A 12,229-nucleotide genomic window follows, 5' to 3' on the forward strand; every position below is an offset into this window, starting at 1 on the left:
GTGCGTTAGTCTGGGCGGCAGGCGTTCAAGCCGCCGCTGCAGAGCCTTGGATAAGCGACGACCAGCGTCCCGGCGTCATGCCGAACGCCTTCTTGAATTGCCTGATGAAATGGCTTTGGTCGCTGAAGCCGGCGTCGATGGCGATTTGCGCCAATGGCTCGCCGGCGGCGATCATCCTCCGCGCGCGCTGGAGCCGGCGCATCACCAGGAAACGATGCGGGCTGGTCGAGAAGGCGGCTCGGAAATGCCGTGACAGGGCATAGCGGTCGAGCCCCGTTACCGCTTCCAACTCGCCGGAACGCACTGGGCGGGTCAGGTTTTCCGTGAGATAGTCGCGAGCCAGTGCAGCCGCCCGCCACGCCGTCCTGGCCATCGGCTTTGCCGGCTGGCCGGCATGCCGCGTCAGGCTTTGCATCAACTGCGCGAGGAAGTCGTCGACGAACAACTCGTCGAGTTCCTGCTCCAGCGGCCCCAGCGCCGAAAGCAGCGTGGCGCAGAAGGCCGCGTCCGTCACCACGCCATCCCTGACAAACGGCAGCGACGCGCCGCCAAGGCACTCCAGCATCAAAGACGGCTCCAAATAGAGCATCCGGTAGCGCAGACCGACCTCCGTACCCGCGCCGCCGTCATGCAACTCGTCGGGATGCAGCACGATGATCTGGCCGGGCAGGCTGTGGCGCGTCGCGCCGAGATAGCGAAACGTCTGCACCCCGTGCAGCGTCACGCCAATCGCATAGGTGTCGTGGCGATGCAGGTCGAAGGCGCTGCCATGGAAGCGCGCCTCGATCCGCTCCATGCCGGCGGGGTTGGGGGCGGAGATAATGCAGTCTTCCGCCGCATCGACGCACAAACGTCCAAGACCCCTAAAGGCCTGGCTGTCTAGATCGTGCGACATCGTCTCCTTCAGCCTCGCATTGAGGTGCAACTTCGAATGGTCAATGTCTCATGTTCGATACAAAATTTGCAATCGTACTGCGGGAAGATCTGCCGGTCTGGCAGAAACTCAACGTCACGGCCTTTCTAACCAGCGGCATCGTCGCGCAGTTTCCGGACATCATCGGCGAGCCCTATCGCGACCGCGCCGACAATCTCTACAATCCACTGTCGATCCAGCCGGTCATCGTGCTGTCGGCCGACCAGGCAACGCTTGGCACGATCCACGGGCGTACGCTGGAGCGCGGCGTGACGACCTCGCTCTATGTCGAGGAGATGTTTTCGACCGGCTTTGATGCGGCCAACCGCGCCGTCTTCGCCGAATTCTCGCCTGAAGACGCGAAGGTGGTCGGTATTGCGCTTCGCGCCGACAAGAAGCTGGTCGACAAGATCACCAAGGGCGCCCGCATGCACGCCTAGCCTCAAACGCATCGACCAAAGCCTGCCGGCGGCTCTTGTTGTGCCAGCCGGCCTTCTGGTTAGCGGCGGGCGACAATTGGCTTGCCGGCAGCCGGCGGCAAAAAAACTTTGATTTGCCTTCGATCGGTGGCATAACGCCGCCTTTAAACTGTTTAGGTCAAGAACTCAGGTCGGTCGGGGAGCGCAGAGCGCTGGCACAAAAAATCAAGCTTTCGACGATCGCGGATGCGCTCGGCGTGTCCACGGCCACGGTCTCGCTGGCGCTGCGCGACAGCCCTCTGGTTGCCGGAATCACGCGCGACCGCATCAAGGAACACGCTCGCGCCATCGGCTACATCTACAACCGCCGCGCCGCCAGCCTGCGCACCTCGCGTTCGGGCATTGTCGGCGTCGTGGTCCACGACATCATGAACCCGTTCTTCGCCGAAATCCTGCGCTCGATCGAAAGCGAGCTCGACCGCAGCCGGCAGACCTTCATCCTGTCTAACCACTACGATCAGCTTGAAAAGCAGCGCACTTTCATCGACACGCTTTTGCAGCTCGGCGCCGACGGCGTCATCATGTCGCCGGCCATCGGCACACCCGCTTCCGATATCGTGATGGCCGAGGAGAACGGTCTGCCGGCGGTGCTGATCGCGCGCACCGTCGAGGGCGCCGACGTGCCGGTCTTCCGCGGCGACGATGCTTATGGCACCGGGCTCGCCACCAACCATCTGATCTCGCTCGGACACAAGCGCATCGCCATGATCGGCGGCACCGACCAGACCTCGACCGGCCGCGATCGCTACCAGGGCTATGTCAACGCCATGGAGGCGGCCGGGCTTGAGGTCAGGCCGTCCTGGCGCATCGCCGGCCCGCGCACCAAGCAGGCCGGTTTCGAGGCCGCCGGGCAATTCCTGGCGCTGAAGGATAGACCGACGGCGGCCTGCTGCTGGAACGACCTTGTCGCCATCGGGCTCATGAACGGCATCGCGCGAGCCGGCCTCGTGCCTGGCCTGGACATTTCCGTCACCGGCTATGACGATCTCGAAGAGGCGGCGATTGCGACGCCGGCACTCACCACCGTCTGGAATGGGCAGCGCGAGGTGGGCCGCCGTGCCGCCAGCGCCCTGCTCGACAAGCTCAACGGGCAGATGGTGCGGCCCTCGCAGGAATTGATCAAGCCGGAACTGCATGTACGTCAGTCGACCGGCAAGCCGGTGGAGCGTGGATGACCAAGGCCGAACAACTGCAAACCGTCACCATCCTGGTGCCGGGCGATTTCAACGATCATGCGGTCGACCGCATCGACCGCACATTCAGGCGTGTCACAATCGAACGTGCCGATCCGTCCCTGGTCACCGACGAGATGCGCAGCAACGTGCGTGGCATCGCTTCGTTCGCCGGCATCAACGCGGCGATGATGGATGCACTGCCCAATCTCGAACTCATCGCTTCCTTCGGCGTCGGCTATGATTCGGTCGATGTCGGCCATGCGGCGGCGAAGAACGTCATGGTCACCAACACGCCCGACGTGCTGACCGAGGAAGTTGCCGACACTGCCATCGGGCTGCTGATCAACACTGTCCGCGACCTGCCGCGAGCCGAAACCTGGCTGCGCGATGGCAGTTGGGTGCGCAACGGCAACTATCCGCTGAGCCGGCTGACCTTGCGCGGGCGCCGTGTGGGTATTTTCGGCATGGGCCGCATCGGACAAGCTATCGCCCGGCGGCTCGAAGCTTTCGGCCTGCCGGTCTCCTACCACAATCGGCGTCGCGTCGAAGGGCTTTCCTACCAGTACCATCCGACGCTGAAAGGCCTTGCCGAATCCGTCGACACACTGATTTCGGTAGCGCCTGGCGGAGCCTCGACGGAGAAGGCGGTCAATGCCGAAATCCTGTCGGCGCTTGGCGCCGATGGCGTCTTCGTCAACATCGGCCGCGGCAGCACGGTCGATGAGCCCGCGCTTGCGGCAGCACTCGCCAACGGCATCATCGCCGCTGCCGGCCTCGATGTCTTTGCCGACGAACCGAACGTGCCCAAGGCGTTGCTCGACGCGCCAAACACCTCGCTGTTGCCGCATGTCGGCTCGGCCTCGGATCACACCCGCCGTGCCATGGCGGACCTGTGCGTAGACAATCTGGTGTCCTGGTTCATCGAGCGCCGCCCGCTGACGCCGGTGCCGGAGACGGTCGGAGTCAGGGCTCGTGGCTGAGCTGCGGCTGCCGCGTTTATTAACGTCGGCTTAACCCTCAGGAATCATTCTTTATCCTGTCCGGTGTGCGTGGATGAAGAATGATGAAAGCAATTTCCGCATTGATCGCTGCCGCAGCCCTGTTTGGCAGCATTCAGCTGTTTCACGGTGGCAGCAGTGAAAGTGCCGCCGACGAAGTCGTGCCGTCCAACAGCTACAGGTTGGTCGCCAATGGCGACGAGGCGGCGTGTGCGGTCAGTCGCGGGACCGAAATCTCGGATGGCTTGTCCCTGCTTGCCGTCGCCCCGATCTGCCGCAAACTCTTGCCGGGCATAGAGCAGGCGAAGTTCTGGCGAGAGCAAGACGACGGCACGGTCGCCTTCAGCGCCAACGGTGTCGATCCGATCGTCACATTCGCGGCTGCCGACGGCAATGGCTACGAATCTTACGCCCCGGCGCTGCCGCTGCTGTCGCTGGCGGCCACCAGTGACTCTAAATCTGGCGACTGATTATTCTGCCGCAGCGCGCGCTCCGGCTTTCGCCGCGGCGTGCAGGCGAACAGCATCGCCGAAGGCGCGGAATATTTTCGCCGAGTTGCTGTCCGACTTGACCCAATATTCAGGGTGCCATTGGACGCCGACGGCGAAGGCGCGAGCATCCCTGACCGACACCGCTTCGACCGTGCCGTCGTTGGCGACGGCCTCGATCTGCAGCTTCGAGCCGAGCCGGTCGACCGCCTGGCGGTGTACGGAATTGACCATGATGTCGCCCTCGCCGAACACACCGGCCAGGCAGCTTCCGGGCTTGATCGTCACCGTCTGCCGGATACCGAAGCGTTCGTCCTGATTGTCGCTCACCGGGGCGCGGTGGTCGAGCGAACCCTCGCGCTCCTGGATCTCGGTGCCGAGCGTGCCGCCGAGCGCCACATTCAATTCCTGGATGCCGCGGCAGATCGCGAGCAGCGGCACGCCGCGCTCGATCGCCCGGCGAATCAGCGGCAGCGTCGTGGCGTCGCGCGCCGGGTCATAGGGCCCGTTGGCTTCGCTGGCGTCGCCGCCATAAAGCGAAGGATGCACATTGGATTTCGAGCCGGTGACCATCACGCCATCGACCGACGACAGAAGTTCGTCGAAGTCGAGCCGGTCACCAAACGACGGCACAAGCACCGGGAACACGCCGGCGCCGGTGATCGCCGCTTCCAGATATTGCTGCGGGACGGCATGCCAGGTGTAGTTGTCGAACTGACGGACGTCGGTTGATATGGCGACGAGCGGCTGATGCATTTTGGCTCTGTGTTCCATCTGAGCAAGGGATTCCTGCCTCCAAAATAGGCGATCCCTGGGGATTTTTCCATGCCAAGTTTCAACGTGTCACATAGGCCAGGAAACGGCCCGTTAGACTATAGTTGCAGGGCGGCTGGGCTTCGCCGTCAAATCGGGCCGCCGTGCTGGACTCGACTTCTTGCCCGTGTATTGTCTCGAACGAACCGACACGGAAATCGAGGATATCCCCGAACGTCGGTCTTTTGATCCAAAAGGGAGGAACTGCATGGATCGTCGTTCATTCATTCGCAAGGCTGGTGTCACAGGCGTCGGCGCCGCGGCGGCGGCGGCCACTCTGGCGGCGCCCGCAATAGCTCAGTCCAATCCCAAGGTGACGTGGCGGCTGGCGTCGTCCTTCCCGAAGTCCCTCGACACCATCTATGGCGGCGCCGAGGTGTTCTCGAAGATGCTGTCGGAAGCCACCGACGGCAATTTCCAGGTCCAGGTCTTCGCCGCCGGCGAACTGGTGCCGGGCCTCCAGGCCGCCGACGCCACCACCGCCGGCACGGTCGAAGCCTGCCACACGGTGGCATATTATTACTGGGGCAAGGACCCGACATGGGCACTCGGTGCGGCGGTTCCCTTCTCGCTCAACGCACGCGGCATGAATGCCTGGCATTACCATGGCGGCGGCATCGACCTGTTCAACGAGTTTCTCGCCACGCAGGGCCTTTTCGGCCTGCCGGGCGGCAACACCGGCGTGCAGATGGGCGGCTGGTTCCGCAAGGAAATCAAAACGGTGGCCGACCTTTCCGGCCTCAAGATGCGCATCGGCGGTTTTGCCGGCAAGGTGGTGCAGAGGCTCGGCGTCGTGCCGCAGCAGATCGCCGGCGGCGATATCTATCCTGCGCTGGAAAAAGGCACCATCGACGCCGCCGAATGGGTTGGGCCCTATGACGACGAGAAGCTCGGCTTCTACAAGGTCGCGCCCTATTACTACTATCCCGGCTGGTGGGAAGGCGGCCCGACCGTCCACCTGATGTTCAACAAGGCGAAATACGACGAGCTTTCGCCGACTTACAAGTCGCTTCTGCGCACCGCGGCACAGGCCGCGGACGCCAACATGCTGCAGAAGTACGATTATTTGAACCCTGCGGCGGTGAAGCGGCTGGTGGCCGGCGGCGCGAAACTGCGCCCGTTCAGCCAGGAGATCATGGCGGCCTGTTTCGAAAAAGCCAACGAGGTCTATGCCGAAATGGAAGCCTCCAACGCCCCGTTCAAGAAGATCTGGGAATCGATCAAGGGCTTCCGCAAAGAGCACTATCTCTGGGCGCAGGTGGCCGAATACAATTACGACACCTTCATGATGGTCCAGCAGCGCAACGGCAAGCTGTAGCCCCATCGGAGAGACCTAGGGCTTGCGCGGCAAAGGATTGAAGTTTGCGCCGCCCCTCATCCGCCTGCCGGCACCTTCTCCCCATCACTATACGAGGAGAAGTGCCTGGCAGGGCGATGAGGGGCGGCGCAAACGCTCGTATAACAATCTGCGGTAGCCACTCAGCCCTGGCTGGGCACCACCAGCACCTTGACCTCGCCGGGCGCCGGTGGATTGGCGATCACCGCTGCCGCGTCTTCGAGCGGCACCTGCCTGGAGATCAGCCTGTCGATCTCGATTGCACTCGATGCAATGAGTTCGGCGGCGCGGCGATGGGTGTAGGGATTGAGGAAGGAACCGAGCACCTTCAGTTCCCGGAACAGCAGGTCGAAGGGCTCGAATTCCGCTTTCATGCCTTGCGGCGTCACGCCGACGACGACGACCGTGCCGCCGGTGCGGGCCAGCCGCATTGACTGCTCGACGGTCTCTCGCACGCCTGCGCATTCGAACACCACGTCGGCTCCGCCCGGCACCAGACCGGCTGGTCCGGCGATGGCTTCGATGACATCGGCGGCGGTCGGATCGACCGTCGTCGTGGCGCCGAGTTCCTCGGCGAGCGCGCGCCGCGAGGCCTGTCTGGTCGACAGGACGATGGTCGTGGCCCCGGCCAGTCTAGCCAGTTGCACGGTGAGCAGGCCGATCACGCCGCCGCCAAGCACGACCACCGAGCTGCCTGGTCTGATCGCGGCAAGGTCCACGCCATGCAGACAACAGCCTAGCGGCTCGCAGAATGCACCGTGCATTGGATCCAGGCCCACAGGCAGGACAAAAGCCTGCTTCTGCGGCAAGGCAAGATATTCGGCAAAACCGCCGTCGCGATGGATGCCGATGGCTTGCAGATTGCTGCAGAGGTTGACCCGTCCGGCATGACAATGCGCGCAACGCCCGCAGGCGATGTTGGGGTCGCCGGTGACACGATCGCCAATGGCAAAGCCGGATACGGATGCTCCGATCGCCTCGACGATGCCGGAGAACTCATGGCCGGGCGTCACCGGCGGCGTGCACGGAAATTCACCGTGAAACAGATGCCGGTCGGTTCCGCAGACGCCACAGGCTTCGACACGCACCAGAAGCTCGTCCGGCCCGATATCGGGTTTGTCGACTTCGCGCAGCGCGATGCTGCCCACCGCTTCCAGCCGAACCGCCTTCATGATTTTGCCCATGCCGGGTTCAGTTGAAGCTTGGCGGCTGCGACAGATCCGGCTGCGGTGCCGCCGGTTGGGCCGGCGCCGGTTCGCCGAAGCTCGGCGGCTGCGACAGATCATCGGGCGCGGCGGGAGCGGCTGGTGCCGTGCCGCCGGCAGATGGTGTGCCCAGCGGTGACAAGCCGGGTGCCTCCGGCACTTTGTAATCGATCGTGCCCGGATCGACGGTCGTTCCCTTGTAGTGCATCACCATTTGCGGGAACGCGATGGTCAGCCCGATCATGATCACCTGTATGCAGACGAAGGGCACCGCACCCCAATAGATCTGCCCGGTGGTTACCGGCGCGATCTGCTTGCCGGTGAGGCGGTCGAGATAGGGCACGCGGGCCGCAACCGAACGCAGATAGAAGAGCGCGAAGCCGAAGGGCGGGTGCATGAAGCTGGTCTGCATGTTGACGCCCAGAAGCACGCCAAACCAGATCAGGTCGATGCCGAGCTTGTCGGCGGCCGGCGCCAGCAGCGGCACGATGATGAAGGCGAGCTCGAAGAAGTCGAGGAAGAAGGCGAGGAAGAAGACGAGCAGGTTGACGCCGATCAGGAAGCCGACCTCGCCGCCCGGCAGCGAGATCAGCAGGTGTTCGACCCATATGTGGCCGTTGACGCCGTAGAAGGTCAGCGAGAACACCCGCGCGCCGATCAGGATGAACAGCACGAAGGACGACAGCCGCGTCGTCGAGGTCAGCGCCTGCTTGACCACGTCCAGCGACAGCCTGCCTTTTGCCGCCGCCATGATCAAGGCGCCGACCGAGCCCATGGCGCCACCTTCGGTCGGGGTGGCGATGCCGAGGAAGATGGTGCCCAGCACCAGGAAGATCAGCGCCAGCGGCGGGATCAGCACGATGATCACCTGCTGCGCGAGCCTCGACATCATGTTGAAGTTCAGGCCTTTGTCGGCAATGGCCACAATGTAGATAAAGAGCACTCCGGCGGTGGCGCCGAGAATGTCGGCATTGTCGCCATGCGTCGGCGCCAGATAGCGATACGCCGCGTAGGAAACCGCTGATGTGACCGCCAGCGCCACCAGCAAGGACATCACGCCATGGCCGAGCTTACGGGCCTCGAGCGGCAGCGCCGGCATCGAATTCGGCCGGATGAAGGACATGATCAGGATGTAGGACATATAGAGCCCGGTGAGCACGAGGCCCGGGATCAGCGCGCCTGCATACATGTCGCCGACCGAACGGCCGAGCTGGTCGGCGAGGACGATCAGCACGAGCGACGGCGGGATGATCTGGGCGAGCGTGCCAGACGCTGCGATGACGCCGGCCGCCACGCGCCGGTCATAGCCGTAACGCAGCATGATCGGCAGCGAGATCAGGCCCATGGCGATGACGGACGCGGCCACCACGCCGGTGGTCGCCGCCAAAAGGGCGCCGACGAAGATCACCGCATAGGCGAGGCCGCCGCGGATTGGCCCGAACAGCTGGCCGATCGTGTCGAGCAGATCTTCGGCCATGCCCGATCGTTCAAGCACGATGCCCATGAAGGTGAAGAACGGAATGGCCAGCAGCGTGTCGTTCGACATCACCCGGCTGCCGTAGAAATTATCCGGCAGTGCGTGCAGAAGCGGCCAGGCGAGGTTGATCGATCCACCGGAATAGGGCGAGAGGAGCACGCCGATGAAGAAGAACATCAAGCCGTTGGCGGCTAGCGAAAAGGCGACTGGATAGCCGATCAGCAGGAAGATGATCAGCGATGCGAACATGATCGGCGCCATGTTCTGGGCGATGAACTCCATCACGAGCGCACCTCGTCGGCCAGTGCCTTGGCTTCGAGTTCGGCCTGCTCATGCACAGATATGAACGGGTTGGGATCGTCCATGTCGCCGCGCATGATGGCGATCTTCTTGATGATCTCGGAGACGCCCTGCAGCGCGAGCAGGAAAAAGCCGATGAGCAGGATGGCCTTGGCCGGCCAGATGATGAGCCCGCCGGAATTGTTGGACATTTCGCCGCTGCGAAACGACAGCGACACATAGGGAACGAAATAGATCACCATCAGCGTCACGAACGGCATCAGGAAAAGCAGATGGCCAAGCAGGTCGATCCAGTGCTGCACGCGGCGTGAAAACAGGCCGTAGACGATGTCGATGCGGATATGTTCGTTCTGCTTCAGCGTATAGGCGGCGGCCAGCATGAAGGCGGCGCCGAACAGATACCACTGCAGCTCGAGCCAGGCGTTCGAGGATATGTCGAACATCTTGCGGATGATGGCGTTGGCGGCGCTCACCAGGATCGCCAGCAGGATCAGCCACGACACCCATTTGCCAATGAACTCATTCGCACGATCGATGGTCCTGGATAGAGCGAGAAGCCCTGCCATGCATTCCTCCCTGTATGTCGGAGGCGTGCCGGCTCCCCCTTATTGTCCCGTCACGCCACGTGGTCCAACGGTATGCCGTGCGTGGACTGACGGGTCAACAAGGATAGCGGCGGCAAGATATCATTGCACGGGAGAGTTGGGCGGATACCGGCTCTCTGCCCCGCGTCATGCAACCAAAGTCTGATGCGGTTCAGGCAATCTTGCCGGTGTCGCGGCCGGCGCCGATCAGCACCAGGATCGCGACCAGGAACAGGTACATCCACGCATCGCGCCATTCGACCGGGAAATAGCCGGTCCACAGCGATTCGGCCATGCCGAAAGCGGCCGCGCCCAGCGCCGCCCGCGGCGGCGAGAGATAGCCGCCGACCGCCGTCACGAACAGGATCTTCAGCCCGTAGACGAGGCCGGAGCCGAAGCTGACATTGCCGTAATAGAGGCCGGCCATGATGCCGGCCAGCGCGGCGCAGAAACCGCCGAACAGCACAGCATGCCGTAACACCGCGCGCACGTCGACGCCGCACATCGCGGCTGCCTTGGGATCATCGGAAACGGCGCGCCATCGCCGGCCGAAGCCCGAACGGGCAAACGTCCAGCTGGCCAGGGCGATTGTCGCCAGCGCCACCGCGCAGTCGATGAGCTGGATAAGCGTCAGCGTCGCCTTGAAGGTCGCGCCCTGCGCGAAAACGACAGGCTGTGCCAGCATCGGCGGCAGCCACAAATCGTGCGTGTCGGCCGCGATGCGGCTCGCCTCGGACAACAGCAACAGGATGCCGAGCGTCGTCACCACGATCGCGTTGGGTGTACGGTCGGCCAAAGGTTCGAAGACGCTGCGGGACAGCACGTGGCTGATCAGCGTGGCATAGAGGAAAGCCGCGACGACGCCGAGCGCCACCGCCGCGAGCAGCGTCAGCCACAGCACCTGATAGCCGAAAGCCGCGGTGAGGATCATCGTCTGGCCGCAAAAGGCGAACAGCGCGCCATAGGCGAGGTTGGTGCGGTGCAGGATGCCGTTGGTCAGCACATAGCCGAAGGCGAGCAGGGCGTAGAGAGCGCCCGAATGCAGCCCGTTCAGCACCTGCTGGAAGAAATAGAGCATGCGAAATCCTCGGAGCATGTCGCCCAAAAGTGCGAAGTTGCTTTGTGACGACGACATGCTCAAAAGGCTGCGGAGACCGCACCCTGCGGTAAGGTTTGCATCGCTGAAACTAACTTGTCAAACGCGATTTATCGGTTAGATTTCTGGCATGACGGTATCCTGGACCCCGCACCGCTTCACTGGCGGCCTGCTTGCGCTCGACACGGCGAACACCGTCGTGCGGCGCGGCGATCCGCAGAGGTCTTTCGACCGCTTCGATGATCCGGCCGAGATTGCCCGCTTCGCCGATGCGGCGAGCCGCTTCCGCGCCGCCGAGCTTGGCGGCAGGCCGCTGGCAGCGCCGTCACCAGAGACGATTGCACCCGTCGTGCTGTCGATCCGCGAGGCGACTGACCGGCTGTTTCGTGGGGCGGTGTCGAAGGGTTCGATTGCGACCTCCGATTTGCCGGGCTTCCTCACAGCCTGCTCCGATGGCCTGGCCGGTAGCGGGACCGAGATCGGTGCGCCGGGAAGGCCGTTCGGCGATCCGGTGACGCCGATCGCCTTCGAGACGGCGCTGGCGGTTTCGGCGCTCTCGCTGCTGCGCGACGACACCACCGCAAGGCTCAGAATCTGTCCCAACTGCACCTGGCTGTTCGTCGACAGAAGCCGCAATTCCAGCCGCCTTTGGTGCGACATGGCGGTGTGCGGCAACCGCCAGAAGGCAAGTCGTCACTATCGTCGCCGCCGCATGGCGGAAAATGAGGTCAAGAATGCTTAGAGGTCTTTCCCGTTCGGTCGTCGTCGGCGCTGCACTCGTTGCCGCCGTTGCGCTCGGCGGCTGCCGCGACACCGGCAACGACGACGGCAAGCTGTTCGAGATTTCCGGCAAGATATTCGTCTTCAACTACCGCCTCGCCAGGGCGACCTATGTCGTGACGCTACGGCCGCTGAAGCCGATGGGAGAAGGCCAGGTGGCGGTCGCCAGCTTCCAGGACCCGGCCGGCGGCGCGCCATTGGTGGTCGAGCAGAAGGTCTGGCCGAAGCTCGACAAGGTGACACTGGAAAGCCCGGCTCTGACCTGCGTCGTCAAGAACAAGCCCTATGCGATTGCCATCAGCATCAAGGGGGCCGACGGTACGGTCCTGCAGGAGATCGACACCACGTTGATGTCGACGGAAGACCAGTCGATCCTGCCCGATCGGCCGCTGGTCATCGACCAGCTCTATACGGCCAATCCCGATCTCGTCGGCCATCCCGGCGGCAAGCTGCCGGGCGAGCCGAAGCCGGATTGCTCGAAGGGCACCTGACCCGTCGCAGCCAGCTCGGTTGCAATGCCGCGCAATGCCCGCAGCGATGATCGCCGACTGCTCGTTGTGCGTTGCCTGGCACCTGCGATTTTGT

The 12,229-nt window shown here is 63.5% G+C and carries 13 protein-coding genes; 7 read left to right on the forward strand and 6 right to left on the reverse strand.

The window, feature by feature from the left end; genetic code table 11:
• Nucleotides 1–25: 25 nt before the first annotated feature.
• A complete protein-coding gene (locus tag NKJ89_RS14385) occupies nucleotides 26–895 on the reverse strand; it encodes an AraC family transcriptional regulator (protein ID WP_352603289.1) in 870 nt (289 codons plus the stop codon).
• A gap of 50 nt (nucleotides 896–945) precedes the next feature.
• Here NKJ89_RS14385 and NKJ89_RS14390 point away from each other — a divergent pair, with 50 nt between their 5' ends.
• From NKJ89_RS14390 to NKJ89_RS14405, 4 genes are all read left to right on the forward strand, one after another.
• Nucleotides 946–1,353: a DUF2000 family protein gene (locus NKJ89_RS14390; protein WP_352603291.1), complete on the forward strand. Its 408-nt coding sequence runs from the start codon at nucleotides 946–948 to the stop codon at nucleotides 1,351–1,353.
• A gap of 191 nt (nucleotides 1,354–1,544) precedes the next feature.
• Nucleotides 1,545–2,567, forward strand: coding sequence for a LacI family DNA-binding transcriptional regulator (locus tag NKJ89_RS14395; RefSeq protein WP_352603352.1), 1,023 nt, complete (start codon nucleotides 1,545–1,547; stop codon nucleotides 2,565–2,567).
• Nucleotides 2,564–3,547, forward strand: a complete 984-nt coding sequence (locus NKJ89_RS14400) for a 2-hydroxyacid dehydrogenase (RefSeq protein ID WP_352603293.1) — start codon at nucleotides 2,564–2,566, stop codon at nucleotides 3,545–3,547. Before NKJ89_RS14395 ends, NKJ89_RS14400 begins: the two co-directional genes overlap by 4 nt.
• An 83-nt stretch (nucleotides 3,548–3,630) precedes the next feature.
• Nucleotides 3,631–4,035, forward strand: a complete 405-nt coding sequence (locus NKJ89_RS14405; RefSeq protein ID WP_352603354.1) for a hypothetical protein — start codon at nucleotides 3,631–3,633, stop codon at nucleotides 4,033–4,035.
• Here the strand turns inward: NKJ89_RS14405 and NKJ89_RS14410 are convergent, their stop codons facing one another.
• Nucleotides 4,036–4,809: a gamma-glutamyl-gamma-aminobutyrate hydrolase family protein gene (locus NKJ89_RS14410; RefSeq protein ID WP_023761450.1), complete on the reverse strand. Its 774-nt coding sequence runs from the start codon at nucleotides 4,807–4,809 to the stop codon at nucleotides 4,036–4,038.
• A 265-nt stretch (nucleotides 4,810–5,074) separates the two neighbouring features.
• Between NKJ89_RS14410 and NKJ89_RS14415 the strand changes: the two genes are divergently transcribed.
• Nucleotides 5,075–6,184, forward strand: a complete 1,110-nt coding sequence (locus NKJ89_RS14415; RefSeq protein ID WP_023761451.1) for a TRAP transporter substrate-binding protein — start codon at nucleotides 5,075–5,077, stop codon at nucleotides 6,182–6,184.
• 161 nt (nucleotides 6,185–6,345) lie between these two features.
• Here the strand turns inward: NKJ89_RS14415 and NKJ89_RS14420 are convergent, their stop codons facing one another.
• From NKJ89_RS14420 to NKJ89_RS14435, 4 genes are all read right to left on the reverse strand, one after another.
• A complete protein-coding gene (locus tag NKJ89_RS14420; protein ID WP_352603356.1) occupies nucleotides 6,346–7,374 on the reverse strand; it encodes a zinc-dependent alcohol dehydrogenase family protein in 1,029 nt (342 codons plus the stop codon).
• A gap of 19 nt (nucleotides 7,375–7,393) precedes the next feature.
• Nucleotides 7,394–9,166, reverse strand: a complete 1,773-nt coding sequence (locus NKJ89_RS14425) for a TRAP transporter large permease (RefSeq protein WP_352485807.1) — start codon at nucleotides 9,164–9,166, stop codon at nucleotides 7,394–7,396.
• Nucleotides 9,166–9,750: a TRAP transporter small permease subunit gene (locus tag NKJ89_RS14430; RefSeq protein WP_352603295.1), complete on the reverse strand. Its 585-nt coding sequence runs from the start codon at nucleotides 9,748–9,750 to the stop codon at nucleotides 9,166–9,168. Before NKJ89_RS14430 ends, NKJ89_RS14425 begins: the two co-directional genes overlap by 1 nt.
• Nucleotides 9,751–9,940: 190 nt before the next feature.
• Entirely contained in the window at nucleotides 9,941–10,846 is a 906-nt protein-coding gene (locus NKJ89_RS14435; RefSeq protein WP_352603297.1) for a branched-chain amino acid ABC transporter permease, read from the reverse strand.
• Nucleotides 10,847–10,994: 148 nt separating this feature from the next.
• On the opposite strand from NKJ89_RS14435, the gene NKJ89_RS14440 reads away from it, so the two are divergent.
• The gene (locus tag NKJ89_RS14440) at nucleotides 10,995–11,606 is read left to right on the forward strand and encodes a CGNR zinc finger domain-containing protein (protein WP_352603299.1); all 612 of its coding nucleotides are present in this window, start codon (nucleotides 10,995–10,997) and stop codon (nucleotides 11,604–11,606) included.
• Nucleotides 11,599–12,135, forward strand: a complete 537-nt coding sequence (locus NKJ89_RS14445) for a hypothetical protein (RefSeq protein ID WP_352603302.1) — start codon at nucleotides 11,599–11,601, stop codon at nucleotides 12,133–12,135. Before NKJ89_RS14440 ends, NKJ89_RS14445 begins: the two co-directional genes overlap by 8 nt.
• The last annotated feature ends 94 nt before the right edge of the window (nucleotides 12,136–12,229 follow it).

The sequence above is a fragment of the Mesorhizobium sp. M0047 genome, assembly GCF_040323315.1.
GTDB lineage: Bacteria > Pseudomonadota > Alphaproteobacteria > Rhizobiales > Rhizobiaceae > Mesorhizobium.